General features: G+C 70.7%; 24 protein-coding genes. 5 read left to right on the top strand and 19 right to left on the bottom strand.

Annotated features, from left to right (window positions below; genetic code table 11):
* Nucleotides 1–3 precede the first annotated feature (3 nt).
* From ACVTJA_RS17600 to ACVTJA_RS17590, 3 genes are all read left to right on the top strand, one after another.
* Entirely contained in the window at nt 4–1,446 is a 1,443-nt protein-coding gene (locus tag ACVTJA_RS17600) for a complex I subunit 1/NuoH family protein (RefSeq protein ID WP_465837560.1), read from the top strand.
* A 45-nt stretch (nt 1,447–1,491) separates the two neighbouring features.
* A complete protein-coding gene (locus ACVTJA_RS17595) occupies nt 1,492–2,280 on the top strand; it encodes a NuoI/complex I 23 kDa subunit family protein (protein WP_465837558.1) in 789 nt (262 codons plus the stop codon).
* A gap of 242 nt (nt 2,281–2,522) precedes the next feature.
* Nucleotides 2,523–2,882 (top strand): (2Fe-2S) ferredoxin domain-containing protein, encoded by a 360-nt coding sequence (locus ACVTJA_RS17590; protein WP_465837556.1) that lies wholly within the window; start codon nt 2,523–2,525, stop codon nt 2,880–2,882.
* A gap of 53 nt (nt 2,883–2,935) precedes the next feature.
* On the opposite strand, the gene ACVTJA_RS17585 is transcribed toward ACVTJA_RS17590, so the two are convergent.
* Entirely contained in the window at nt 2,936–5,473 is a 2,538-nt protein-coding gene (locus ACVTJA_RS17585) for a CHASE2 domain-containing protein (RefSeq protein WP_465840425.1), read from the bottom strand.
* A 163-nt stretch (nt 5,474–5,636) separates the two neighbouring features.
* Here ACVTJA_RS17585 and ACVTJA_RS17580 point away from each other — a divergent pair, with 163 nt between their 5' ends.
* Nucleotides 5,637–6,500 carry a hypothetical protein gene (locus ACVTJA_RS17580; protein WP_465837554.1) on the top strand — a complete coding sequence of 288 codons (864 nt, stop codon included), beginning with the start codon at nt 5,637–5,639 and terminating at the stop codon, nt 6,498–6,500.
* 9 nt (nt 6,501–6,509) lie between these two features.
* On the opposite strand, the gene ACVTJA_RS17575 is transcribed toward ACVTJA_RS17580, so the two are convergent.
* The 8 genes from ACVTJA_RS17575 to ACVTJA_RS17540 all read right to left on the bottom strand — a co-directional run bounded on the left by ACVTJA_RS17575 (nt 6,510) and on the right by ACVTJA_RS17540 (nt 10,732).
* Nucleotides 6,510–7,442 (bottom strand): hypothetical protein, encoded by a 933-nt coding sequence (locus tag ACVTJA_RS17575; protein WP_465837552.1) that lies wholly within the window; start codon nt 7,440–7,442, stop codon nt 6,510–6,512.
* 88 nt (nt 7,443–7,530) lie between these two features.
* Nucleotides 7,531–7,824 (bottom strand): YtxH domain-containing protein, encoded by a 294-nt coding sequence (locus tag ACVTJA_RS17570; protein ID WP_465837551.1) that lies wholly within the window; start codon nt 7,822–7,824, stop codon nt 7,531–7,533.
* Between the two features lie 52 nt (nt 7,825–7,876).
* Nucleotides 7,877–8,323, bottom strand: coding sequence for a hypothetical protein (locus ACVTJA_RS17565; protein WP_465837549.1), 447 nt, complete (start codon nt 8,321–8,323; stop codon nt 7,877–7,879).
* A gap of 32 nt (nt 8,324–8,355) precedes the next feature.
* Nucleotides 8,356–8,556, bottom strand: coding sequence for a hypothetical protein (locus tag ACVTJA_RS17560; protein WP_465837547.1), 201 nt, complete (start codon nt 8,554–8,556; stop codon nt 8,356–8,358).
* A 46-nt stretch (nt 8,557–8,602) separates the two neighbouring features.
* Nucleotides 8,603–8,824: a DUF3618 domain-containing protein gene (locus tag ACVTJA_RS17555; protein ID WP_465837545.1), complete on the bottom strand. Its 222-nt coding sequence runs from the start codon at nt 8,822–8,824 to the stop codon at nt 8,603–8,605.
* Complete coding sequence (locus ACVTJA_RS17550) at nt 8,814–9,275, bottom strand: phage holin family protein (protein WP_465837543.1); 462 nt, start codon at nt 9,273–9,275, stop codon at nt 8,814–8,816. The genes ACVTJA_RS17555 and ACVTJA_RS17550 overlap by 11 nt, the downstream gene beginning before the upstream one ends.
* Nucleotides 9,276–9,418: 143 nt before the next feature.
* Nucleotides 9,419–10,183 (bottom strand): endonuclease/exonuclease/phosphatase family protein, encoded by a 765-nt coding sequence (locus ACVTJA_RS17545; protein ID WP_465837541.1) that lies wholly within the window; start codon nt 10,181–10,183, stop codon nt 9,419–9,421.
* Nucleotides 10,184–10,192: 9 nt separating this feature from the next.
* A complete protein-coding gene (locus ACVTJA_RS17540) occupies nt 10,193–10,732 on the bottom strand; it encodes a hypothetical protein (protein ID WP_465837539.1) in 540 nt (179 codons plus the stop codon).
* A gap of 301 nt (nt 10,733–11,033) precedes the next feature.
* Between ACVTJA_RS17540 and ACVTJA_RS17535 the strand changes: the two genes are divergently transcribed.
* The gene (locus ACVTJA_RS17535) at nt 11,034–12,044 is read left to right on the top strand and encodes a M23 family metallopeptidase (protein WP_465837538.1); all 1,011 of its coding nucleotides are present in this window, start codon (nt 11,034–11,036) and stop codon (nt 12,042–12,044) included.
* Between the two features lie 19 nt (nt 12,045–12,063).
* Here ACVTJA_RS17535 and ACVTJA_RS17530 read toward each other — a convergent pair whose 3' ends face one another.
* The 10 genes from ACVTJA_RS17530 to ACVTJA_RS17485 form a co-directional block, all read right to left on the bottom strand.
* Nucleotides 12,064–12,861: an enoyl-CoA hydratase/isomerase family protein gene (locus tag ACVTJA_RS17530; RefSeq protein WP_465837537.1), complete on the bottom strand. Its 798-nt coding sequence runs from the start codon at nt 12,859–12,861 to the stop codon at nt 12,064–12,066.
* Entirely contained in the window at nt 12,795–13,511 is a 717-nt protein-coding gene (locus ACVTJA_RS17525; RefSeq protein WP_465837536.1) for a TetR/AcrR family transcriptional regulator, read from the bottom strand. Before ACVTJA_RS17525 ends, ACVTJA_RS17530 begins: the two co-directional genes overlap by 67 nt.
* Before the next feature lie 121 nt (nt 13,512–13,632).
* Nucleotides 13,633–15,180, bottom strand: coding sequence for an Ig-like domain-containing protein (locus ACVTJA_RS17520; RefSeq protein WP_465837534.1), 1,548 nt, complete (start codon nt 15,178–15,180; stop codon nt 13,633–13,635).
* A 158-nt stretch (nt 15,181–15,338) separates the two neighbouring features.
* Complete coding sequence (locus tag ACVTJA_RS17515) at nt 15,339–15,737, bottom strand: helix-turn-helix domain-containing protein (RefSeq protein ID WP_465837532.1); 399 nt, start codon at nt 15,735–15,737, stop codon at nt 15,339–15,341.
* Between the two features lie 12 nt (nt 15,738–15,749).
* Nucleotides 15,750–18,419, bottom strand: coding sequence for an LPS-assembly protein LptD (locus ACVTJA_RS17510; protein WP_465837531.1), 2,670 nt, complete (start codon nt 18,417–18,419; stop codon nt 15,750–15,752).
* A 47-nt stretch (nt 18,420–18,466) separates the two neighbouring features.
* Entirely contained in the window at nt 18,467–19,876 is a 1,410-nt protein-coding gene (locus ACVTJA_RS17505; RefSeq protein WP_465837529.1) for an AMIN domain-containing protein, read from the bottom strand.
* An 89-nt stretch (nt 19,877–19,965) separates the two neighbouring features.
* Nucleotides 19,966–21,240, bottom strand: coding sequence for an alpha/beta fold hydrolase (locus ACVTJA_RS17500; RefSeq protein WP_465837528.1), 1,275 nt, complete (start codon nt 21,238–21,240; stop codon nt 19,966–19,968).
* Nucleotides 21,241–21,291: 51 nt separating this feature from the next.
* Complete coding sequence (locus ACVTJA_RS17495; RefSeq protein ID WP_465837526.1) at nt 21,292–22,569, bottom strand: bifunctional folylpolyglutamate synthase/dihydrofolate synthase; 1,278 nt, start codon at nt 22,567–22,569, stop codon at nt 21,292–21,294.
* 20 nt (nt 22,570–22,589) lie between these two features.
* On the bottom strand, nt 22,590–23,447 hold the full coding sequence (gene accD / locus ACVTJA_RS17490) for an acetyl-CoA carboxylase, carboxyltransferase subunit beta (protein WP_465837525.1): 858 nt from the start codon (nt 23,445–23,447) through the stop codon (nt 22,590–22,592).
* A gap of 103 nt (nt 23,448–23,550) precedes the next feature.
* Entirely contained in the window at nt 23,551–24,306 is a 756-nt protein-coding gene (locus tag ACVTJA_RS17485) for an MBL fold metallo-hydrolase (protein WP_465837524.1), read from the bottom strand.

Raw genomic sequence — 24,306 nt, 5'->3', positions numbered from 1 at the left:
ATCATGAGCCGCGTACTGACCATCCTCACCGCCATCTTCACCATCGTCGCCGCCATGTTCGGCGTCTCGGCGGCGGCGTATGCCGTGGGCGGACTGGCCGAGGAGAAGCTGTTCACCGGCGCCAGCCGGCTGACGAACATCATCTTCCTCATCCTCGTCTTCGTGATGATCATCGCCACGCTCCTCACGATGGCGGAGCGCAAGTGGAGCGCGTTCATCCAGGACCGCGTGGGTCCCAACCGCGCGCGCATCGGCCTGCCCGGCCTGAAGAACCGCGCGCTGGGCGGCCTGCCGCACATCCTCACCGACGTCCTCAAGATGCTGACGAAGGAGGACTTCATCCCGGGGACGGCCAACCGCTTCCTGTTCAACCTGGGCCCCATCCTCGCCTTCGCCCCGGTGTTCGCGCTCTTCGCCGTCGTCCCCGCCGGCCCGACGGTGAAGGTCCTCGGGCACACGGTGGACATGGTGGTGGCCACGCCGGACTTCGGCATGCTGTACGTGCTCGCCATCGCCTCGCTGGCCGTCTACGGCACGGCGCTGGCGGGCTGGGCCTCCAACAACAAGTTCGCGCTGCTGGGCGGCGTGCGCGCCACGTCGCAGATGATTTCGTACGAGGTGGCGCTGGGCCTGTCGCTGGTGGGCCTGTTCCTCGCCTTCTCCTCCGTGCAGCTCCCCGCCATCGTCGGTGAGCTGGGCTCCGCGGCCGTCGCCGGCACCGGCCAGGCGCAGTACCTGTGGCGCACCGACGGCGGCTTCGACCTGGGCCTGCCGGCGTGGGGCATCTTCCTGCAGCCGCTGGGCTTCCTCGGCTTCTTCGCCGCGTCCTTCGCGGAGACCAAGCGCGCCCCGTTCGACCTGCCGGAAGGCGAGTCCGAAATCATCGGCTACTTCGTGGAGTACTCCGGCATGAAGTTCGGCCTCTTCATGATCTCCGAGTTCGTGGAGGTCGTGGTGCTGGCCGGCGTGACGACGGCGCTCTTCTTCGGCGGCCACCACCTGCCCTTCGGCGGCGAGTGGCTGGCGAGCCTGCCCGCGATGCAGGAGCACGGCTGGCTCTACGGCGCCATCCTCGGCACCGTGTTCTGGGTGAAGGTGCTCTTCCTCATCTGGGTGCAGCTGCTCATCCGCTGGACGTTCCCCCGCTTCCGCTACGACCAGATTCAGGCGCTGGGCTGGAAGATCCTCCTGCCCATGGGCCTGGTGAATGTCTTCGTCAGCGGCGCGCTGGTGCTGTGGGATCCGTCCCTGCGGACGCTGGCGATTGTCGGCCTGCTGGAGATTGCGTTCTTCGTGGTGCTGACGATGACGCAGAAGGCGCCGGCCGAGGGCGGTGCGCATGGGGCGCATGGTGCTCACGGCGGCCACGGACATGACGACCACGGGCACGGGCTGCCGGCCGGCGCGCATGCGGCGCACGGCGCGGCTCACGCCTCCACCCACTAGCCTCCCACTCGCGCTCCAGGCATACCGGGAATCGAGAACATCATCATGGCCGTCAAGGTAACCAAGGACCCGCGTACCGACATCCGCGAGCGGGCGTACGTGCCCGAGCTGCTGCGCGGCCTGGGCATCACCGCGAAGCACTTCTTCCGCAACCTCTTCGGCACGCGCGACACGAACACGTCGGTGGTGGACCGCACGGGCACCAGCCTGATGACGACGGTGGAGTACCCCGAGGAGAAGCCCATCTACCCCGAGGGCTACCGCGGGCTGCACCGGCTGGTTCCGCGCGAGGACGGCAAGCCCCGCTGCGTGGCCTGCTACATGTGCGCCACCATCTGCCCCGCGCAGTGCATCTACATCGAGGCGGGTGAGTACGAGGAGACGTCGGCCGAGGGCGAGTCGCGCGTCATCGAGAAGTTCCCCACCCAGTTCGTCATCGACGAGCTGCGCTGCATCGTCTGCGGCCTGTGCGTGGATGCGTGCCCCAAGGACGCCATCCGCATGGACACGTACACGCACACCCCTCCGGAGTACACGCGGCAGAACTTCGTGTACGACATCCCCAAGCTGCTGAAGGGGCCGGCGGTGTCGCACCCCTCGGACCCGTGGAACAAGCGCGAGGGCTCCGAGGAGCCGCACCACGTGCACAAGGAGGCCCACACGCGCATCGGCGAGGGCCTGGTGGAGCTGAAGCTGCCGCAGCACGGCCAGCTCGGCGCGGGCCACGGCCACGGCGGCCACGGCAAGGCCACCTCGGGCGCCCAGACGGGCGGCCACGGCCAGACGGTGGTGACGCAGCAGGGTCCCATCCAGGTGACGAAGTTCCTCAAGTAGATCCGACTTCCTCACGAGCCCGTAGGGCTCTGTGACTGCCGGCCCGCCCTCCGCTCCCGCAGCGGAAAGGCGGGCCGGTGCCTTTTCGGGGTGCAGGTGGTGACGATGAAGCTCTTCAATGCACTTGGCGCCACGCGCGAGGACGGCCGTCTCCCGGGCCCGTGCGGTGTACAGGCGGCCGTGGTGTGCCGGCGCCCGTCTGCTTTTCGACACCACCGGGACTCCGTAGGGTGGAGCCACCCATGAAGCGTTACCGGCTGTCGGTGTGCAAGGGCTCGAGCTGCAAGGCGAACGGAGCGGACGCCGTGTACGCCGAGGCGAGGGACGCGCTGTCCTCCGGGAAGCTGGTGCCGCGCTGCGAGCTGTACCGGGGCGGCTGCTACGGCTTCTGCCACATGGGCCCCAACGTCGTCGTGCGCGAGGACACGGGCCGCAAGAGGGACCCGCTGTCCCCCGAGGACTACCAGCTCATGGGCTGGCCGGGCGAGGTGTACTACTCGCACATGACGCCGGAGAAGATGCGGCGCGTGGTGGAGGAGCACATCGCCAGGGACGCGCCGGTGAAGGAGCTCTTCGGCCAGCCGGACTCCGGCGAGGACTGAGTTTCCGCCGTCGCGTGCGGCCCGTGCTCGTGGGCCGGCCGGGCCCCTCCGCCTCACGCCGCGGTGGCGGTGGGCCCCGGGTCCTCCAGGCCGTGCACGCCGTCCCAGTCCGCGGGCGGCGGCGTCACGAGGAAGCGCGCGCAGCGGGCCACGTAGACGGCGGCGACGGTGTCCTTGAAGTCCATGCTGGCGCGCTCGAAGAGGACGTGGGCCTCCGCGAAGCGGCGCTGGTGGTACGCGGTGAGGGCCTGCTCGTGGAGGGCGAGCTGCTCCTGCATGCGCGGGGTGATTTCGCCGCGCCGCCCGAACAACTCGTGGACACGCACCGGCTGCGAGCGCCCCTTGAAGCGCACGTGGTCCACCATGCGGAACACGTAGCTGTCGCTCGCCATCTGCGCGGTGGCGTCCCCCACCAGCACCCAGGTGCCGTACACCTTGTTGACGGACTCCAGCCGCGCGGCCAGCCCCACCGCGTCACCGAGCACGGTGTAGTTGGACTTGAGCTGGCTGCCCATGTCGCCCACCACCACCTCGCCGGTGTCGATGCCGGCGCGGAAGCTCAGGCGGCGGCCGAACTTCTTCTCCCACGCGTCCTGCTTCTCCGCGAGCACCGCGCGCAGCTTCAGCGCCGCCTCGCAGGCCAGGTGCGCGTGCCGGTCCGTGCGCACCGGCGCGCCCCAGAAGGCCATGACGGAGTCGCCGATGTACTTGTCCACCTGCCCCGCCGTGGAGCGCACCACCGCGGCCATCTCCGTGAGGTACTCGTTGAAGAGCCCCACGAGCTGCTCCGGGGACATGCCCTCCGACAGGCGCGTGAAGCCCTCGATGTCGCAGATGTACACGGACATCTTGCGGCGCTCGGGCCGCATCAGGTTCAAGTCACGCGTCACCAGCCGCGCCACCTCGGGGCTGACGTAGCGGCCGAGCGCGTTCTGCACGAAGTCGCGCACCTCGTTCTCGGTGCTGAAGGCGTAGAGGAGCGTGACGACGAAGGCGCCCACCATGGCCAGCAGCGGGCCGGCCATGGCAATCCACAACCGCTGCTCGATGAAGACATAGCCAGCCACCGCCGTGTAGCCCGCGGCGGCCGCGACGAGGATGCCCACGTACAGCACCGCGCCGCGCACCGAGCGCAGGAGGAAGCTGAGCGACAGCGCGAGGAAGGCCCCCGAGAAGGCCAGGCCCACGGTGAGCATCAGGTCCGTGTCCGGTGTCGCCCGGGAGATGCCCTGCGAGCGGAGGATGTTGGCCAGCGCCTGTCCGAGGATGGCGCCGCCCGGCGTCTCCGGGCCGATGGGCGTCGCCAGCAGGTGGCCGCCCTCCCCCGCCGTGCGCGTGAGGACGACGGTGCGGCCCTCCAGGTCGTTGTCGAAGCGCGCCGGCCGCTCGCCCGCCACGTCGAAGACGTTGAGCAGCACGTTCCACGCGCGGATGGAGCGCGCCAGCGAGCCGCGAGAGCCCCGGCCCGCGGTGGGCGCGTCCCAGCGCACCAGGCTGAAGCCCGACGCGTCCATGGGCACCGCGTACGCGTCGCCCACGTGCAGCAGTCCGTCCGCGTAGCGCAGCGTGCGCGTACCAGCCAGGCGCATGGCCGCGGCGAGCGGCAGCGAGGGCAACACGTGCCGCTGCCCGCGCACGGTGTACGCCACGAGCTGGGGAATGGCGCGCACCACTCCGTCCGGGTCCGCCGGCAGCGTGACGGAGCCATAGCCGCTGCCTCCGCCCATCAGCGGGGCCACCGGGTGCTGGAGGTGGCGCACCTCCAGCAGCTTCGACGGGTCCAGCCCCTCCACCTGCACCTCCGCCAGCGACACGAAGAGGTCCGTGGGGCCCACGCGCCAGGCGTCGTCGGCGGCGCGGCGCTCCTCGACCACTGCGGAGCTCACGCCCAGGCGGATGCCCAGGGCATGGCCGTCCGCCTCGTCGGTGGCGCCGCCCCACACCTCCACCTGATTGCCATTGGGGATGAGGAACGCGGGGCGCTGCACGGCGAGCACGGCCTGCGCGCGCGTGCGGGCCTCGGCGGGCGTGGCATAGCTGCCCAGCTTCGCGCGGTACGGCCACAGGCGGTTGGCGGGCGGCAGCACGCGGGGCCCCTGGGACTCCCAGGAGAAGGACAGGAGCGCGCGGCCGGAGTCGCGGTCCAGCAGCGCGCGGAAGGCGGCGTCGTCATTGGGCGCGGGCTGGGGGGCCAGCCGGGGGTCCACGCAGGAGTTGGGGCTCAGCTCCGTGAAGGGCAGGTCCACCAGCACCAGCAGGGCGCCCTCTTCCACCAGCCGGTGCACCATGCCGCCCACCAACTGGCGGGGCCATGGCTGCGTGGCGACGCCTGGCCGGTCGTCCTGCCGGGCCTCGGCGAGCGTCTCGTCGTCGATGGCCACCACCACCGCCTCGTCCGGCCGCTCGCTGCGCTCGCCCAGCTCGCGCACGCGCCAGTCGTACGAGACGCGCTCCCACCCGTCGAGCCACGCCTGCGTGGCATCGAAGGCGGAGGAGAGTGACCAGCCCGTGTCATCGTCCCTGCGCTCGGCCAGCCCGGGCGCGCGCAGGTAGACCATCAGGCCCAGCACGCAGCCGAAGCTGACCGCCATCAGGAGCGAGACGCCGAGCCGCTTGAGGAAGCGCCGGCCTGCGGAGTGGACACGGTGACCTTGCACGGGAGCCCGGAGGATACCCCGACTCCGGCCCCCGCGAGGGCGCCGTCATCGGCCCCTGCTATGCTCGCCGCTCCTGTCGCATCCCTGGAAGACACCGATGAAACGTTTGCTGCTGTCCGTTGCCCTCGCCGCCTCCTCCCTCGCTCCCCTGGCCTGCGACCTGGAGAAGACGGGGAACCAGCTCGCCGCCGACCACGTCATGGTCGGCACCCTGCTCGCCACGCCGCAGGTGGACATCTCCGCCTCCGCGATGGCGGGCTACGACGCCGGCACGTTCGGCCCGGATGGCGGTGACGTCATCTCGCTGCCCGCGCAGACGGCGGCCGTGGTGTTCCTGGGCACGCGCTCCGGGGAGAACTCGCAGCCGTCGGGCGTGTCGGGCGCGTCCGTCTCGGTGCAGCCGTCGGGCGGGCAGGCCACGACGCTGACGGAGGACGGCTCGGGCAGCTACAGCCGCACCAGCGTGGGCGAGGAGGGCTTCCAGTACCAGTCCGGCGCGACGTACCAGTTCATCGCCTCTCAGGGTGGTACGCGCTACGTGGGCGAGGTGGAGAACGCGCCGGTGAAGGAGACCATCGCCACCTTCCACCCGCCCGAGGGCTTCGTGCGCCTCGACGCGAAGGCGCAGCTGACGTTCGACCGCGCGGCGGTGCCCGAGGGCCAGGACCGCACGCTGGGCTTCGTCACGGTGGTGCCGCTGAGCGCGGACGGCTCGCAGGGCGAGCCCACGTACACCAACGTGCCGCAGACGCCGGTGCAGTTCCTCCAGCTCGTGGGCCTGCCGGGCCCGTACCGCGAGGCGCGCGTGACGATTCCGGGCACCGCGTTCCCCGAGGCGAACAAGACGTACCTCGTCATCTTCCAGGCCGTGCGCATGGGTGGAGCCGAGTCCGACAACCTGTTCCTCGGCAGCGCGCTCCTGGCGGGCACCGCCGAGGTCGGCGTGGTGCGCACGCGCTGAACGCCCACTTCAGCCCGCCTCGAGCTCCAGGTCGATTCTCCCTTCGAGCTTGAGGCGCAGGAGGTGTCCCGCGAAGCGCTCCGCCTCCTCGCGGGCGAGGACGTTGCGGAAGGCCACCCCTTCCGCGACCTCCACCTCCAGCACGGCCCCGCGCTGCAGGAGGCGGAAGAAGTCCTCACCTCCGCCCGGGCGAGGGACGAACACGGGCAGGAAGCCCTTCAGCGGCACCACCTCCCCGGACCCTCGCAGCCGCGCCTCCAGGCCCACCGCGTCCGGGCGCACCTGGGCCGGGTCCACGCCCTCGTCGGGATAGAGGGGCGCGGGCGGAAGCGCCACGTCCTCCGTGGAGTCGTCCAGGAGGAAGCCGTGGCGCGACGGAATGCGCCCGCTGAAGAGGAAGCACAGCAGCACGGGCGTGTCCCCGGACACGCGCTCCACGTGGAGGATGGAGCGCTCCGTGCCCACGCGGCGCAGCAGCAGCGTGAGGCGCGGGCGGCTCACGGCCAGGTGACGCTGGATGCGGTCCTCGAGCGTGGCGCGAATCTCCGCGAAGGCCGCGTCGTAGCGGGCCTCGGCTTCGCCCTCGCGCTTCGCCAGGGCCTCACGGGTGGTGGCCAGCTTCGCCTCGGCGTCGCGGACGAAGTCACCGGCGGACGGCGCGGACGGGACGAGGCCCGGGCCCTCCGGAGTCGACGGCGGCACCAGGCCCGCGGCGCGCACGGCCCCGAGAAGGAAGGAGCCCTGCTGGTCCAACCGCTCGCGCTCGTCGCGCAGGCGCGCGCGGAAGGCGGCGTGGTCCAGCTTCAGCTCCAGCCACGCCTCGTAGCCGGACTCGAGCGTCTCCAGCGCACGCAGCCGCGCCAGCGCGGCATCCGGCCCCGCTCCGGAAGCGGACTCCACTCCGGGCAGCCGCGACATCCCGCCCTGATTCGTGTCACTCACGCGCTCGACTCTAACCGCCCCGCAACGAGAAGGCCCCCATCCGCTGCTGGATGGAGGCCCTCACATGCAGACAGCCGTCCGCTCGAAATCAGGTCGTGCGGTTCGACGGCACGCCCTGCTGCTGGGCCGTCTCGGCGACGCGGCCCACGGCGTTGGACAGGTACTCCTGGCCGCTGGCCAGCCGCTGCCGCAGGTCATCCCGAAGCTCGGTGCCCCGCTTCGGCGCGAGCAGCAGCCCCAGTCCCGCGCCCACCAGGATGCCGGCCGCGAAGGCGCCCAGCACCGGGAGGATTTGCTCCGTCGTGTCGCGGCGCGTCTCCAGGCCGATGAGGTGCAGCAGGTCGTCCTTGTCCATCTTCTTGAGGGTGTTGAGGTTCACCATTCTCTACTCCAGGGGTGGGTACTGCGACGGCAAATGGGTGATGCCCGCCAGCCTAGTAGCTCGGCGGGCGCGGCGTACTGGCATGGGTGGCGTTCGCCGAGGCGCTGCCCGGCGAGCCCATCCCGCGGGCCACTTCACGGCCCGCCTGGTAGCCCTCGAAGGCGCGCTCGGCCATGCCGATGAGCTCGTCCTTCACGAGCGGCAGCGCGGCCAGCCTCACGCCCAGGCGGAAGATGCGCGCGGTCAGCGGCGTGAAGAGGCCACCGCCCAGGACGTAGCCCGCGGCCAGACCGAGCGCCATCATCCCGTACGGGTTGCGCTCCACGCGGCCCCGCAGGTCCAACGTCTCGCCCAGGTCCGTCACCGCGCTGCGAGCGTCCGTCCAGAGCTGCTGCGCCTCCGAGCCAATCTGGTCCACCCGCTGCCCGAAGCCCGCGTTGTTGCCACCCTCCTGCGACTGCGGCGTACCGTTGCCCGTTGCACCTGGATAGGTCGTCATGAGTGCCCTCTCTCGTGTCCTTCGGGAACGCGTCAGCGGCGCGAGGCGATGCGGCCGACGAGGAAGCCAATGGCCACCGCGCCCAGCAGGCACGTGCCCGGGTTGGCGCGGATGAAACCGACGACGCGGTTGTTCAGGTCCACCAGGTTCTGCCGGGCCTCGTCAATCTGCGGCACCACGCGGTCCTGGAGCTGCCGGGCCCGGTCGGCCACCTGCTGCGGATTCATCTCCATCGAAGCCATCTCCTCTTTCAGGGGTGAAACGTAGAAGTCGCGTCCCTCAACGGCGCGAGCCCAGCCAGAAACCCACGACGAAGGCCGCGCCGATGCACGCGTGCGGATGACGGCGCACCCACTGGCGCCAGTCGGCGGCCACCGCCACCTCCTCGCGCAGGGCGCTCACGTGCGTGGCCAGCTCCGCGCGAGTGCGCTCGATTTCCGCGCGAAGCGCGGCGGCACTCTGGGGGCTCGCGGACTTGGGGAGTCCATTGCTAGCGGCCATTCTGCGGCTCCTTGAAGTATTCGCTGTTGGCGGCCCGCAGCGTATTCACGGGGGCGGCCGTCGGGGACTGGGTGAGCGCGGCCATGCTACGGGAGAGCTCGCTGGTGCTGTCGTCCATCACCCGGCGCTCCTTCAGGCGCTTCACCGCCCAGAGCGCGCCACCCGCGCCGCCCGCGAGGTTGACGAGCCCCACCGCGCCGAGCGCCCCGGCCCAGCCCAGCCACGTGGACAGCACCGCGGCAATCGCGCCGCACACGAAGGCATAGCCCACGAGGATGAAGGGCACGAAGGCCGCAATCATCGCCACGTCCAGGCCGGTGGCCTTCACGTCCTCGGCGAGCTCCAGCCGCGCGAGCTGCAGGTGCTGTGTCACCAGGCGGCTGAAGCCGTCCGCCATGCGCCCGACGAGCGCGGAGATTCCGCGCTCTGTCTGTTCACTCCCCACGTGCATGTGCTTCTCCGGCCGGCGCCCACGTCCCTCTCGGGTGGGGGCCAACCTAGGCACCCCACCTCCGCGCGACAACCACGTCACGGCGGATCTGTCCGGCGTTCGCAAGCGTCGGCCACTGAACGCGCCCACCGGCCCGCACAAGGCTAGCCGATGAGCTGCACGGGGAGAGAGTGGGGTCCTTCCACGGAGATGGGCGCCTCGAAGCGCAGCACCAGCGGCAGGTGGTCCGAGGCCACACGGCTCGTCTCGGTGCGGTGGGGGTGGATGTCCAGGGGGCGCACCCCGGCGTCCACGTAGATGCGGTCCAGCCGCAGCATGGGCAGCCGGGTGGGATACGTGCGCGCCGGAGCCCCCAGCTCCAGCGCCGCGTCGTGGATGGCCTGGCGCACCAGCGACGGCACCGGCCCGTTCCCCAGGTAGTTGAAGTCCCCGCACACCACGAGCGGGTCCTTGCGCGCGGCCTCGCGGAGGATGTCCGCGGAGAGCAGCAGGGCCTCCTGCCGGCGCCGCTCGCCCAGCCGCAGCCCCAGGTGCAGGCTGAAGACGTGGAGCTGCTTGCTGTCGCCCAGGTCCAGGTCGCACCGCAGCGCGCCCCGCGGCTCGCGGCGCCCCACGCTCAGGTCATAGTTCTTCGACTTGAGGATGGGCAGCCGCGAGAGAATCGCGTTGCCGTAGCGCCGGTTGTTGCGCACCACGTTGGGGCCGAAGGCCATGTGCATGCCGAGCATGTCCGCGAGGTGCTCGGGCTGGTCCTCGCGCGGCGTGAGGTTGCGGAAGTCCCCCACCTCCTGGAGGGCGACGATGTCCGCGCCCACCTCGCGAATCACCGCGCCCACGCGCGACAGGTCGAAGCGGCCATCGGTGCCGATGCCGCTGTGGATGTTGTACGAGACGAGGGTCAGCTCCACGCGCGCGGCTCACCCGTTGACGAGGTGGAAGCGCCGGGCCGCCAGCCGCGCCACCTCCACGGGCAGCGAGGCCAGCCGCGACACCGCCTTGGCCGCGTCTCCCAGCCCGCCCTGGATGGCCTGGAGCTGGCGCTGGGCCTCGTCCATCAGGTCCGCCCACCGCCCGCGCGGAGGCTGCTCCTTCGTCGGAGGCAGCGCGCCGATGGGCGCCGTGCCGCCGATGACGGGCACCTGGGCCCGGGCCGAGACGGCCGCGGCCGCGGCCCGCTTCTTCTGCTTCGGCTTCTTGAACTCCGGGCCGCGGGAGAACTTGGTGTCGGGCTCGGGGCGGGCGAGCTCCTCCAGCTCCGCCTCCATCTGGTGCGCCTGGTAGAGCTCCTCCGTCTGCGCGTGGCTCTTCCCGTAGTGCACGCCCTCGTGGCTCTCCATCTGCTCCGGATGGGCGCTGGTCTTCTTCACGCGCGCCTTGTCCTCGTGGCGCAGGCTGCGCTTCTGCGCGGGCAGCGTCTTCGGGACCTGGAAGTGGTCGTAGCTATAGGGACGTGGCATCCGCGAATCTCCAAGAATCGAGTCCGCCCAGAAGCTAGGGAGCACCGGTGTCCCCGGGTACGCCTTGACGGCACATGCCCCGCCCGCTCGCCCCCCCTCCAGGCCTCCGGCCGGCGTCATCCCCATCGAGCCCGTCCAAGTACCGACAATGTCAGGCAGTCATCGCTCCTTCGCCGGGCAGCCGGCGGAGCACGCCGCAGCAGGCGGCACGGCGAGCGCTTCCGGGGGACGGAGCAGGCGTGCGGCGCCTCCTTGCATCACCGCGGGAAGAGGACGCGCTTGCGTGGTGTAAGAACGGCCCATGCCTCCGCTCCCCGCTGGCCGGAAGTATTCCACCTCGCCCTACCTGCTGCTCGCCCTGCTCGCCCTCGGTGCGAAGGCCCAGGCCGCCGCGCCGTCTCCGGCGGCGCCCACCGGCGCCTCCACTCCCACGGTCGCCACGCCCGAGTCGCCGCCGCTCGCGGAGGGCCGTCCCCTCCTGTCGCTGCAGCCCGGCGCGGCCAAGCCTGGTGACCCGGTGCTCGTCGTGGTGCGCGGCATGGCGGAGCTGCCCTCGGGCACGCTGGCGGGCCGGCCCCTGCGCTTCTTCCCCTGGGGCGAGGGCTTCATGGCCATGACGGGCCTGCCGGTGGAGATGACGCCGGGCACGGCGGCCGTGAAGGTGCTGGGCCCCGCCGCTCCTGGCGCCGCGCCAGTGGAGCTGACGGGCACGCTGGACGTGGTGGAGCCCGGCTACCCCGCGCGCGAGCTGAAGGTGTCCGGCAAGTACGTGGAGCCGCCCGCGAGCGTGAAGGCCCGCATGGCCGCGGACCGCCGCGCCTTCGCCCAGGCCTTCTCGCAGGCCTTCGCCGCCCCGCTCTTCGGGCAGAACTTCGCCTGGCCGCGCCAGGACCGCGTCACCGCGCCCTACGGCGACCGGCGCACCTTCAACGGCAAGCTGTCCAGCCAGCACTTCGGCGTGGACATCGACGGGGACCCGGGCACGCCCATCCTCGCCGCCAACGACGGCGTCGTGGTGATGTCGCGCGACTGCTACTCCTCCGGGAAGACGGTCATCGTCAACCACGGCGGCGGCCTCTACACCTCGTACTTCCACATGTCCCGCCTCGGCGTGAAGAACGGCACGCGCGTGAAGCAGGGCCAGAAGCTCGGCCTCGTGGGCAGCACCGGCCGCGTCACCGGCCCGCACCTCCACTGGGGCGTGAAGGTGGATGACCTCTGGGTGGACGGCGCGCAGCTCCTCCGCCTGGACTTCTTCCCGCCCACCACGCCCGGCGTCGCCGCCGGGTCCACGCAGGTCGGCGTGCCCTAGCGCACGCGCCCGGCCCCGGTCAGCGGTCGTTCCACTTCGGCGGCCGCTTCTCCAGGAACGCGGAGATGCCCTCGCCCGCGTCGTCCGCGAGCACGTTCAGCGAGAGCTGTGACGCGAGGTACTCGAGCGCGGCGGGCAGCGGCAGGTCCTCCGCGGTGAAGAAGGCGCGGCGCCCCAGCGCCAGCACCGCCTGGCTCTTCCCGGCCAGCTTCCCCGCCAGCGCCCCCACCGCGGCGTCCAGCTCCGCCGCGGGCACCACCCGGTTCACCAGTCCCAGCGCCAGCGCCTCGCGCGCCGGCAGCTTGTCCCCGGTGAGCACCAGCTCCAGCGCGCGCTTGCGGCCCAGGTGCCGCTGGAGCAGCGCCATCATCATCATCGGGAAGAGCCCCACGTCGATTTCGGGCGTGCCGAAGTCCGCGCCCTCCACCGCGACGGCCAAGTCACACGCGAGCACCAGCCCCAGGCCTCCCGCCAGCGCGTGCCCGTTGACGCGGGCCACGGTGGGCTTCTTCACCTCCTGGAAGCGCGACAGGAGCCGCCCGTAGGCGCGCCGTCCCTCGTGCGTGGCCAGGAAGCCCTCGTCGCCGGCCATCTGGCCCAAATCCCCCCCCGCGCAGAACACCTTCTCGCCCGCGCCGGTGAGCACCACCACGCGGACGGCGGGGTCGGCCTCGGCGCGCTCGAGGCCGGAAACCAGGCCCCGCACCACGGAGGGAGACAGCGCGTTGCGGGCCCTGGGCCGGTCGATGGTCAGGTGCGCCTGGGCGCCCTGGACTTCGTAGCGGACTTCTCCTGCGGCTTCTCCGACGACTTCCATGTGGGCACCTCTTCGCCTTGGGCATCCGTGAGGACGCCGTACAGGAAGGAGTCGGCAATCTGCGCCTTGGCCCGCTCCAGCGTGGCGGCGTCGCGCGAGTCGGTCAGCCCCACCACGAAGGCGGTGAGCCCCATCTCGATGTTGCCGAAGAGGAGGGCCGCGGCGAGCTGCGGGTCCATGTCCGCGCGCAGCTCCCCGGACGCCTGCGCCTGCGCGAAGAGCCCCGAGCTCAGGCGGATGGCGTCCACGAAGGCCGTCTGCCGGTTGATGCGCGAGCCCGCCGGGCTGCGGGCAATCTCCAGGATGAGGACCTTCACCGCGCGCGGGTCCACGCGGTACGCCTCGAAGGCCACGTCGACGATGCCGCGCACCTTCTCCGCGAGCGTCCCCTCCGTCTCCACCACCGCGCGCACGCGCGTGACGAAGCCGCTCCAGCCGGTGTCGAACACCGTCTCCAGCAGCTCATCCTTGTTCTTGAAGTAGTGGTAGACGAGCCCGTACGCGACGCCCGCCTCCTTGGCGACGTCCGCGATGCGGCACCCGTGGTAGCCCTTGCGAGCGAACACGTCGATGGCCGCGCGCAGGATGGTGCGGCGGCGCTCGCTCTCCCGCGAGCCATTGTCCGCCGCCGTCTTGCTCTGCTGACCCACGACGTCCTCCCCCGGCACGGTTGATTCGCGAATCGGCCGGGGGGCCGACCCTACGGAGGGAGGGGCCCTGGGGTCAATGCCTTGTTGCGGCTGACACCCCGGGCCCACATCCCCTGCCCTGCTACTTCACCCGGCCCTTCACGGTAGGGCCGACGATGCCCACCTTGTGGCCCTCGAGCTGGGCGGCCGTGTAGTAGCACGCCGGAGACACCTCCCAGGCCACGGGCGGGTTGCTCTCCGGCGGCGGGAGGCCCTCGGGGGGCTGCTCGTGGACGTCCTTCACGGAGTAGATCTCGAACTTGAACGAGGGGTACGTCATGGCGATGCCGGTGACGGTGGGCGCCACCGTGACGGGGCCGGACGCGCCGCCGGTGCAGCCGTCATCGTCGCCGTTCTGCGCGATGCGGTTGAACCAGGGGTCCGACACGAGGAACTGAACCGTCTGCGAGCCGAAGTGCTCGACGATGAAGGTCGTCTCGTCCTGGCCCACCGGCGGGCGGATCTGCCGGAAGACCTGCGGGTTGTCCAGCGCGTGCGGCCAGCCCGTCCAGAGGATGCGCTCCTGCGCCCAGATGACGGTGGACTCGTCGAACCGCCCGTTCTTCCCGTTCCACTTGCCGTCGCCGTTGGCGTCGACGAAGCGCTCGTGCGGGTCCCACGTGCCGTTGTCGTTGTTGTCGACGAAGGGCTCCGTCAGGTCCTCGTAGTGCTCGCCCTGGTCCCACACGCCGTTGTTGTTGTCGTCATCGAACTCCTCCTCGCCGTTGGTGACGGCGATGATGGAGACGAGGCTGTCGCGCGGGTTGTTGACCTTGCCCGGGCGGATGGGGTCATTGCGGCGCGGCTCGGGGCGCGGCTCCTGGGGATTGATGACGGTGCCGTAGGCCGCCAGGGGGTTCTCCGCCCAGAGGAACGGGTGCATCCACAGCGGGGCGAGGTACTCGCCCGTATGGGTGACGTCCTCCACCGGACTCCACGTGAAGGTCCCCGGCTCCACGTCCTCCGGCAGCGGGTACGAGGACTTGTAGAGGACCTCGGCGTTGCCCACCACGTCGGTGACAGTCTCGGCGCTGGGACCGATGGTGCCCGCCTCCGTGAGGAAGGACACCTGGGCGCCCAGGACGCCGTCGCCGTTGCGGTCACCCACGTGGGCGATGCAGCGCACCTTCACGCCCGCGATGAGGCCGCGCGTCTCGTCCCACGCGCCAATGGCGTGGTGCAGGCCGGAGCCGTCACCGGAGAACGAGCCGCACTGGAAGGTCAGCTGGCGCGAGTTGGCGCCGGCACCGGCGAAGCTCACCGCCGGGCTGATGGCCGTCTTCGTCTCCCCTTCGCTGCCGGTCGCGGTGGCAATCACGACGACGGAAGTCACCCGGCCGCCCCGGGCCACCAACTGCACGGAGACGAGGCCGTCCCCGACGTTGGTGGTGCCCTCGTCGGGCGACAGCTCCACCCCGGGCACTTCCGACTGCAGCGAGAAGGACACCTTCGCGCCCGCCTGAGGCTGGCCGCTGGAGTCCACCGCCCGGAAGCGCAGGGTGGTGATTTCTCCCAGTCTCGGCCGCGCCGGTGACTGGTCCACGAACTCAAGTGTGGCGGGAGGCGGCGGCGCGCACGCCACGAACATCACGCTCGCGAAGGCCACCCATGGGGCCAGACCCGGACGCATCAGCGGAGACTCCTTGGAACGAAGAAGGAAGCGCGCTGTGCGTAAGCGACGCACAGCGTGGCCCCTCATCTTCCCGGGCCACCTGCCGTCCAGTCAAGGACAGGACAGGAAGACCGGAGTCCTCTTGCGCTCCGGGCCCGAAGCCCCGAGTGGGGACGTCAGGCGGCGGAGCCGCTGAACATCACCCGCGCGACCCCGAGCAGGCGGTCCACGTCCCGGGCCGTGAGGCCGCGGGCGCGCGCGAAGTCAGACAGGGGACGCAGCAGGTCCTCCGTCTGAGCAAGGGTCTGCTCCGTTCCCGTGAAGAGCTCACCGAGGCTCACGCCGAGGGCGTTGGCCAGGGCAGCGAGCGTCTCCACGTGGGGGACACGCTCACCGCGCTCGATCATGGAAAGGAAGGAGACGCTGATCTGAGCCCGCTCAGCGAGCTCTTCCTGCGTCCATCGCTCCGGTCGCTGCGTGCGAAGCTCGCGGATGCGCTGGCCGATTCGTTTTCCGAGGTCCGACACGAAATTACTTCTCCTGGCTGTTTCGAGGTTGTTGGAACCACCACGCACGGCGGGTGATTCCTAGCCACCGGAACCGAAGGACCCGAACCCGGCTACGCTGACATTGATGCCGCCAAACTCCAGCGACGCATTCCTGCGTAGGATCATCACCCCTTCGACTCTCCAGCAGTCACACGCGGGCCCATACGAGAGGCCTAGAGTCTGTTGCGAGAGGGGGTTCGGGTCTTCGACCAACGGCTGCACATAGGCTTCGTACCGCACTCCCAGCCCAAATCCGAGCTTCAATCGCGTACCCGCGATGAGGGTCTGTTCTCGTCTGGCCGAAGAGGGGCCGAGCGGTGCGAACGATGCGCTGCCTACCAGGGTATCCAGTCTTCTCCGTAATGCGTCCGGCCCGATGGACAAGGGAGCGACTCCCTTGCCGAGTGCCTCGGGCGAGGTGACGAGCAGGTCATCGAACCGTCCGTAGAGGGCGGCCTTTCCATTGTCGATGGTGCAGTCCGCGCTGACCTGCATGAGACGGCCAGTGTTCGGATCCAGACGAATCTGCCCACCCGCCGAGAGCACGCCCGCGCTGGCGCTCAGGCGCGCGAAGGTATCGCGTAGCACCGGTCCACGTTCGTCTGGATTTGCGGGATTCGAGCCATTCCGTGTCAGGTCGAATCCCTGCCCGATGCGCAGGCGCAGGGGCTCCTGCATGTTCGTCCCCCGCTTGAAGCGCAGGGTCTGGTCCACGGCGAGGATGGCGTGCAGGAAGGGGCGCGTCCGCCCGTCCGGCCTCAGGGGGACGGCGGCGTCGACCTCGTCGTAGGGCTGGGGCGGCCCGCCCGGCGTGGCCCCCGCTGAGGGCACGCGCCCCCAGCCGCCGGGGACGTAGCGCAGCTCCAGCGACGGAGCGATGGCGTGGCGATACTTCGCGTCCGCCCTGCCCGACCAGGTGGTGGCCACCTGCGAGTCCACGAGCAGTCCGGCAATCGGGTAGCCGCGCTGATACGTCCGCCCGGAGATTTCCCCGGCCCAGATGTCCTGCCGCAGCCCGAGCGAGGGCGTCACGCGCGCGTAGTCTCCCAGCGCGAAGGACGTGGACAAACGGGGAAGGAAGTCCACCCGGTGCCGCGCCTCGCGGTCCGAGGCGTTGAAGACGCCGTCGGACTGGGCCGGGTCGGGCACCGCCGCGCCCGGTACCTCGGCGTACCAGGGGGCGACGGCGTTGGCCTCCGGCCGGAAGATGCCGTCGATGCCCTCGTCGCCGTTGCTGTGCAGGATGGGCGACAGGCGCGCGTACTCCACCTTGAGCCCGCCGGTGAGCCCGCCGGGGAACGGGAGCGGGCGCTCGGGCAGCGCGAAGGTGACGCCGGGAAGCCGCTGGAACGTCCTGGGGGATGGCAGCACCGTCCCCGGCGGGAGCGCGAGGTCGGGATTGGTCGAGGTGGCGTTGGCCGGGATGCTGTCGTCCTGGAAGAAGCGGTAGGCGTAGCGGATGTCCTGCCGCAGGGACACGTCGAGGCCCGCGTAGAGGTCGTCCTCGCGCTTGTAGAGGGAGGCGGTGCTGCGCAGGTACTGGAACTCGCGCGCGATGATGTCGGCGGTGAGGTCGCGCGTGTAGTAGCCGTCGGAGACGAAGGACGCCTCGACGCGGTTGTACCAGTTGTTGCCCAGCTCCTGTGTGTGCTGCCAGGAGGCCTCGCCGCGCAGGCCCCGTGGGTCGTCGACGAAGGTCGCCGTCCTCGCCCCCTCCGCGGTCAGCTCCCGGTAGAAGGTCCCGTCGCGGGGGTCGCGAATCGGCCGGCTGTCGTAGAGGAACCCCAACGTGAGTCGGCCCCGGGCATGCTCACTCGGCACGTAGCGGAACTCGGTGAGCAGGCGCGGGCCCTTCACACCGAAGTAGTTCGGCTCGAGCGCGTCGACACTCCCTTCCGCCGTGCTGATGGCGTGCGTCTGGGCCCCGCCGCCGGTGAAGTACCCCGGCGTGAAGGTCATGTCGTAGCTGCGGCCCAGGGTGACGAAGACGGGCTGCTCCAGGCTGAAGCCGTTGAGGCTGGACGTGGAGGGCTTCGGGATGAGCAGGCCGGAGCGCCGCTCCGCCAGCGGCAGGTAGAGCCACGGCAGCGCGAAGACGGGCACCGAGCGCACGTACACGACGGGCCAGCTCAGCGTGGCGCGCTCGCCGAGGACGACGTTGGCGGCGCTGGCCTCCACGCGCCAGCTCGGCTCGCCGGGGCCGCACTCGCACGGGGTGAAGGCCAGGTCGTCCACGACGAAGGACTCGGGCCCGGTGCGGCGGATGCGCGTGCCGCTGAGGATGACGGGCGTCTCCCCCATGGCGCGCAGCTCCTGCGGCGTCTTGGCCGCGAGCATGGCCTCCAGCGTGACGCCCTTCTTCTGCATGAAGAGGCCGCCCTGGAGGTTGGCCTCGAAGGAGCGGATGTCCACGTGGACGGAATCCGCCACCGCGGCCATGCCTCCGGGGCCCACGAACATGACGTTGCCGGAGGCGGTGGCCACCTGGCCGGCCTCGTCGTACGTCACCTCGTCGGCGCGCAGCAGCATGTCCCCGGTGCGCAGCTCGCAGTGGCCGCGCGCGGTGAGGACCTGCTTGTCGGCTTCATACGCGACGAAGTCCGCCGCCAGCTCCACCGTCTCGCCGGTGGGCAGCTGCACCTGCGTGGCGAGCGGAATCTGCGCCGACGACACGAGCAGCGCGGCGGCGAGCGGGACGAGGATGCTCATTCAGGGGTGCAGGGTATGCCGCGCCCGGGCCGCGCGGCCTCCCCTTTTCACCGCCCCGCGCGCGGGAAGTCCAACGAAATGACATTGCCCTCCTGGCGGGCCTGGAACGCCACCTGCTGGCGCAGGTTGATGGTGACGCGCACCGAGCGCCCCGAGGCATCCGCCTCCACCCGAGTCACGGGGGAGCTGAAGAAGGACGTGTCCAGCGGGCGGGTGTTGTTGCTCAGGTCGATGCGGGTGTTCTCCAGCTCCACCACCACGGAGCGGCCGTCCTCGCTGGCCGAGTAGCGCACCGGCTCGTTGGTGCGGATGAAGACGCGGGACGCGCCGGGCTGCTGCTGGAAGCCCACCAGCGTCATCGTCTTGCGGCGGGAGGACACGGAGACCTCGCCACCGCTGCTGGACACCTCGCGGCGCTCGCGCGGCGTCTCCGCCATGGCGAGCTTCTCCTGCTTCGCGCTCTCGCGGGAGGCGCGGGCCTCCTCCTGGCGCTGGCGGCGCGCCTCGGCGGCGGCCTCGGCCTGGGCCTGGCGCTCCTCGGCGGCGGCCTGGGCCTGGAGCTTCTTCTCCTCGGCGGCGGACTTCGCGGCGGCGCGGGCCTCCTCCTGCTGGCGCTTCTTCTCGTCCGCGGCGGCCTCGGCGGCGGCACGGCGCTCGTCCTCGGCGGACTTCGCGGCGGCCTGGGCCTCCTCCTGCTGACGCTTCTTCGCGTCGGCGGCGGCCTGCGCGGAGGCACGGGCCTCGTCCTCCTGGCGCTTCTTCTCCTCGGCGGCGGCCTGGGCGGAGGCGCGAGCCTCCTCCTCCTGGCGCTGGGCCGAGGCGCGGGCCTCCTCCTGGCGCTTGCGCTCGGCATCCGCGTCCGCCTGGGCGCGGGCGGAGGCCTCGGCGGCGGCCTTCTCCTGCGCCTCACGCTCGGCCTTCGCGGCGGCGGCGGACTCGGCGGCGGCCTTCTCCTGGGCCTCGCGGTCCGCCTTCGCGGCGGCGGCGGCCTGGGCGGCGCTGCCGTCCCCGGCGGGCGCGGCCGTCTCCCCGGCCGGGGCTTGCGCGGGCGCCTGCGCGACGGCCTGGCCCCCACCGCCCGTCACCTTCACGACGAGCTGGTTGCCGTTGGCCTGGATGTCCGTCTCCACCTCGCGCTCATAGCCGATGAGCACGCGGGCGATGGCGGACGCGTCCGAGCCGTAGCTGGCGGTGCGGATGCCCGTCACCGTGCCATTGCCCACCTGCACCTCCTCCGGGACGCCGGAGAAGACGGCCTCGGAGATGTCGATGACGAGCCGCGGCGGGTCCGTCATGGTGAAGGTGGTGAAGTTGGGCTTCTTCGTGCCGGTGATGGACACGGTGCCGCCATTCACCTGGACACCGGTGATGGTGTTCACGTCCGCCGCCGGCGCTTGCGCGAGCGCCAGCACAGGCACCAGCACGACACCGAGCAGCCACACCGCAGAGGCCTTCATCGACCACTCCCGTTCACGTTGACAGAGCCCTGGGGATGCTAGCACGCGTCCCCATCCCCCCAACTTTTCGACCGGGACGCGGCCCCGCGCTACTTCCCCAGACGTGGGAGGCTGGGTGCGCGGTTGCGGTGCGTCCGGGCGTACTCGATGAGGTTCTTGATGTCGTAGCAGATCTGCCGGATGTCGTGGCCCATCGTCAGCTCGATGTGGCTGTTTCCCTTCACCGGCCGCCAGAGGAGGTACTCGCTCTTCGCGGCGCGGTACACGCTCCGGGTGGACTCCAGCGAGGCCAGCGGGTCCAGATCACCGAAGATGATGGCCATGGGCACTTCGATGCGGCCGAAGCCACGCTTGAAGTCGAAGCCCGTCCGGTAGCAGACCATCTCCCCCCGGCGAATCCACCGGGCGAACTGCTCCAGCACCTTGCGCGGCTCGCGCTCGCCGCCCTCGCGCAGGAGCCAGCGGACGTCGTCCGCGCTCACCCGCTCCGGGTTGATGAGCCGGTTCAGCCGCGTGGTGAGCTGCTGGTAGAGGGGGGACTCCTCCGCCTTGCCAATCTGCCGCTCCACGAACTTGAGGATGACGTCCACCGGCATCGCGTTGAACTTCAGCGACCGCCGCTCCTCCGGCTCCAGCTTGCGGCCCAGCCCCGCGTGCAGGGCCCCCACGCCTCGCGCCAGCAGCCTGCGGCTCGCGCCTTCGACCTTGCCCGTCACATTCAGGCCGGCGAGCGTCAAATCAATCATGCCGCCCAGGAGCGGCGTGCCGTGCGCCAGCACGCGCAGCAGCATGAAGCCCCGGCCCAGGTCCGCCGGGGAGCCGATGGTGATGAGCCCCGCGAAGTCGTTGTGGATGCCGGCGTAGCCGTAGCCCAGCATGCCGCCCATCGAGTGGCCGCAGTAGAAGATGCGCTCGCGCCGGGTGATGCGCTTCACGCCGGAGACGGCCGCCGGCAGGTCGTAGAGGAAGTAGCTGTCGATGTCCCAGCCGTAGTCGAGGTCCGTCGGCAGGGGACGCTTGAAGCGCTCGGCCCGCTCCTTCTGGAAGGCGATGGAGCTCTTGCCGTGGCCGCGCAGCTCCAGGATGTGGATGTCCACCCCGAAGAAGAGCAGGTTCTTCACGAACTGGCCGCTCGTCCACGTGTGCCGGTTCTGCGAGAAGCCGTGCACCAGCAGCAGCGGCTCGCCGAACAACGGTTGCGGGAAGGGCTGCTTCACCGGACGGTAGCGGGTGATGACCAGCGACCAACCGTCCGCCGTCTCCACGACGTACTTCGTCTTCGAGTAAAGCGCCCGGAAGTCGACTTCGTCGACGGTGGGGAAGTGCGGCCCTGGGGTCGCTGTTCTCCAGTCCGGCAGGCGCATGCCTTGAATCTACGGCCGCTGCTGCATTGCGCCAAGCATTGCGCCCGGGATTCAGCCCAGGCGGGCCTTCACCATGCCCACCAGGAACAGTGAGCCTGTGCAGAGCACGACGTCGCCCTGCCCTGCCTTCCTACGTGCCGCGTCCAGCGCCGAGCCCAGGTCAGGCCAGGCAGCCACGTCCGCGCACAGCGAGCGAGCCTCGTCGAGGTACGCCGCGGGCGCGAGCGAGCGAGGTGTATCCAACGGCGTGAGTTGTACCGAGGTACACTTGGGAAACAGGGCCCGCATCATCGGTCCCCGGTCCTTGTCGCCCACCACGCCGAACACGAGGTGGATGCGGCGGTCCGCGTACAGCGCGCGAAGGGAGGCGAGCAGCACCTCCACCCCCGCGGGGTTGTGGGCGCCGTCGAGCAGGAGGGGCGGCTGCCCCGGCACTTCCTCCAAGCGCCCCGGCCAGCGCGCCGAGGCCAGTCCCACCCGCGCGGCCTCCTGGGGCACGGACACGCCGCGCGCGTGCAGGGCCTCCAGACAGGCGAGCGCCACCGCGGCGTTCTGCTTCTGGTGGGGACCGCGCAGCACGGGCGTCAGCCCCTCCAGCGACCAGGAAGGCCCCCGGTACGAGAGGGTTCCATCCGACTTCGTCTCACCCGCGAAGTCGCGGCCCTCCACCCACAGGGGGACCCCCAGGGACCCGGCCTTGCGGGCAATCGCCTCGAGGGCCTCCGGTTCCTGCCGGGACACCACGCAGGGCACACCCGGCTTGAGGATGCCGGCCTTCTCCCCGGCGATGGCCGCGAGCGTGTGGCCCAGGTACTCCATGTGGTCGAAGGACACGGGCGTAATCGCCGTCACCACCGGGCTCGACGCGGTGGTGGCGTCCAGGCGCCCGCCGAGGCCCGTCTCCAGCACGGCCACGTCCACGCCCACGCGCGCGAAGTGCCAGAGGGCCACCACGGTGCCGAACTCGAAGTACGTCATCGGCTCGGTGACGGCGGACGGGTAGCGCTCCAGCACCTCGAGGATGGCGCGCCCGAAGTCCTCGTCGGAGATGTCCACGCCGTCCACGCGGATGCGCTCGTTGATGCGCACCAGGTGCGGGGACGTGTAGAGGCCCACGTGGTGGCCGGCGGCCTGGAGCGCGGCGGCGGTGAAGGCGCAGGTGCTGCCCTTGCCGTTGGTGCCCGCCACGTGCAGCGCCGGGTAGCGCCGCTCCGGGTGGCCCAGCGCCTCCAGCGCCTCGCGCACGCGCTCCAACCCCAACTTGATGCCGGAGGGGTTGAGCCTCGTGAAGAAGGCCAGCGCCTCCTGGGGCGTCCGCGGGGCGCTCATGCCGGTGGCCTTTGGCGCGCTCAGCCCAGCAGGCCGAGAATCTGCCCCAGCTTCGCCCGCAGCTCCTTGCGGTGGACGATGCTGTCGATCATCCCGTGCTCCAGCAGGAACTCGGAGCGCTGGAAGCCCTCGGGCAGCTTCTGGCGGATGGTCTGCTCGATGACGCGCGGGCCGGCGAAGCCGATGAGGGCCTTGGGCTCGGCGAGCATGACGTCGCCCAGCCACGAGAAGGACGCGGCCACGCCGCCCGTGGTGGGGTTGAGCAGCACGGAGATGTACGGCCGCGTGCCGGTGCGGAAGCGGGCGATGGCCGCCGACGTCTTCGCCATCTGCATGAGGGAGAAGATGCCCTCCTGCATGCGCGCGCCGCCGGACGCGGAGAAGACGAGCGCGGAGCACTTCAGCTCATGCGCGCGCTCGAAGACGCGGGCCACCTTCTCGCCCACCACCGAGCCCATGGAGCCGCCCATGAACTCGAAGACGAAGCAGCCCACGGACACCTGGTGGCCCTCGATGCGGCCCACGCCGGAGACGAAGGCGTCGTTCTCACCGAGGTTCTTGCGCGTGGACTTGAGCCGGTCCTTGTACTTCTTCGAGTCGCTGAACTGGAGCGGGTCCTGCGGCTCCAATTCCTTGTCGAACTCCTCGAAGCTGTCCGGATCCAACAGCGCGGCCAGCCGGGCGCGGGCCGGCCAGTAGTGGTGGTGCTCGCAGTGCGGGCACACCATCCAGTTCTTCTCCAGGTCCTGCCGGTAGAGGATTTCGTCGCAGGTCTCGCACTTCGCCCACAGGCCTTCCATGCGGGAAGGACGGGACTCGGCGGGCTGCTCGGCTTCGGAGGGAGTGGAGATGCGGGGCTTCTTGGAGAACCAGGCCATGACGAGGGCGGGTTAATCCCGCCTGCCCCCAGCCGTCAACCGTTCCGTGTAGCGCGCCGCGTTGACGACAGCCCCGGGATGACGGCCCCCGGCTACAGCGGCTCTACAGCTCGAACGTGTCGCCGAGCTCGAGCACGTCCACCGGCAGGGGCGCCAGCTCCTTCTTGAGCTGGGCCACGAAGGCGGGCTTCAGGTGGTACAGCATCACCGAGGCCCCGTTGCGGCGGAACTTCTTCAGCTCCTGCTCCAGCGTGTACGGCGTGAGGTGGCCGGAGATGTCCGCGAGCGACTGGAGCTTGTTGGGGAAGGACGTCTCCAGGAGCAGCGCCTTGAGGTTGTCCGTCTCGTTGAGCGCCTTCCAGAGCTTGTCGGTGGGCCCGGTGTCGCCGCTCATGGCGAGCGAGCTCTTCCCATTGGAGATGATGAAGCCGCACGACTCCACCGGGTGGCTCACCGGCACGCTGCGCACGGTGTAGGGGCCTACCTGGAAGGTGCTGCCCGCCCTGAACGACTTGAGCTGGAGGACGGGGTTGGCGCGCGTGGGGATGCGGGTGAAGTCCGGCCACAGCGCGTTGTTGAACATGTTGTCGCGCAGGGCGCGCGTACACTCGCGCGAGGCGTGGATGGTGACCGGCTTGTCGCGGCGACCGATGACCAGGTCCGCCATCAGCGGCAGGTCCTTCACGTGGTCGAAGTGGCTGTGGCCCACGAGGATGTGGTCCACGCGGCACAGCTCCTCGAGAGTGAGCGAGCCCGTCAGCGCCCCCGCGTCGAGCGCGAGCACGTCATCGACGAGGAAGCACGTGCTCTTGCAGTTGGGCAGCTCGCCGCCGTGGCAGCCGAGGACTCGCAGCTTCAC

The organism is Pyxidicoccus sp. M6 (assembly GCF_055568925.1).
The sequence above is the reverse complement of the archived record's forward strand: the minus strand, read 5'-3'. Positions and strand labels throughout refer to the sequence as shown.

Excerpts from the sequence above, each read along its gene's own strand:
- ACVTJA_RS17500 (WP_465837528.1), bottom strand. The coding sequence starts at position 21,240 with ATGCGCCTGCCGGACTGGAGAACAGCGACCCCAGGGCCGCACTTCCCC.
- ACVTJA_RS17565 (WP_465837549.1), bottom strand. The coding sequence starts at position 8,323 with ATGACGACCTATCCAGGTGCAACGGGCAACGGTACGCCGCAGTCGCAG.
- ACVTJA_RS17495 (WP_465837526.1), bottom strand. The coding sequence starts at position 22,569 with ATGAGCGCCCCGCGGACGCCCCAGGAGGCGCTGGCCTTCTTCACGAGG.
- ACVTJA_RS17550 (WP_465837543.1), bottom strand. The coding sequence starts at position 9,275 with ATGCACGTGGGGAGTGAACAGACAGAGCGCGGAATCTCCGCGCTCGTC.
- ACVTJA_RS17505 (WP_465837529.1), bottom strand. The coding sequence starts at position 19,876 with ATGAAGGCCTCTGCGGTGTGGCTGCTCGGTGTCGTGCTGGTGCCTGTG.
- ACVTJA_RS17520 (WP_465837534.1), bottom strand. The coding sequence starts at position 15,180 with ATGCGTCCGGGTCTGGCCCCATGGGTGGCCTTCGCGAGCGTGATGTTC.
- ACVTJA_RS17535 (WP_465837538.1), top strand. The coding sequence starts at position 11,034 with ATGCCTCCGCTCCCCGCTGGCCGGAAGTATTCCACCTCGCCCTACCTG.
- ACVTJA_RS17595 (WP_465837558.1), top strand. The coding sequence starts at position 1,492 with ATGGCCGTCAAGGTAACCAAGGACCCGCGTACCGACATCCGCGAGCGG.
- ACVTJA_RS17530 (WP_465837537.1), bottom strand. The coding sequence starts at position 12,861 with ATGGAAGTCGTCGGAGAAGCCGCAGGAGAAGTCCGCTACGAAGTCCAG.
- accD (WP_465837525.1), bottom strand. The coding sequence starts at position 23,447 with ATGGCCTGGTTCTCCAAGAAGCCCCGCATCTCCACTCCCTCCGAAGCC.
- ACVTJA_RS17580 (WP_465837554.1), top strand. The coding sequence starts at position 5,637 with ATGAAACGTTTGCTGCTGTCCGTTGCCCTCGCCGCCTCCTCCCTCGCT.
- ACVTJA_RS17555 (WP_465837545.1), bottom strand. The coding sequence starts at position 8,824 with ATGGCCGCTAGCAATGGACTCCCCAAGTCCGCGAGCCCCCAGAGTGCC.
- ACVTJA_RS17590 (WP_465837556.1), top strand. The coding sequence starts at position 2,523 with ATGAAGCGTTACCGGCTGTCGGTGTGCAAGGGCTCGAGCTGCAAGGCG.
- ACVTJA_RS17540 (WP_465837539.1), bottom strand. The coding sequence starts at position 10,732 with ATGCCACGTCCCTATAGCTACGACCACTTCCAGGTCCCGAAGACGCTG.
- ACVTJA_RS17510 (WP_465837531.1), bottom strand. The coding sequence starts at position 18,419 with ATGAGCATCCTCGTCCCGCTCGCCGCCGCGCTGCTCGTGTCGTCGGCG.
- ACVTJA_RS17585 (WP_465840425.1), bottom strand. The coding sequence starts at position 5,473 with ATGGCGGTCAGCTTCGGCTGCGTGCTGGGCCTGATGGTCTACCTGCGC.
- ACVTJA_RS17560 (WP_465837547.1), bottom strand. The coding sequence starts at position 8,556 with ATGGAGATGAATCCGCAGCAGGTGGCCGACCGGGCCCGGCAGCTCCAG.
- ACVTJA_RS17600 (WP_465837560.1), top strand. The coding sequence starts at position 4 with ATGAGCCGCGTACTGACCATCCTCACCGCCATCTTCACCATCGTCGCC.
- ACVTJA_RS17570 (WP_465837551.1), bottom strand. The coding sequence starts at position 7,824 with ATGGTGAACCTCAACACCCTCAAGAAGATGGACAAGGACGACCTGCTG.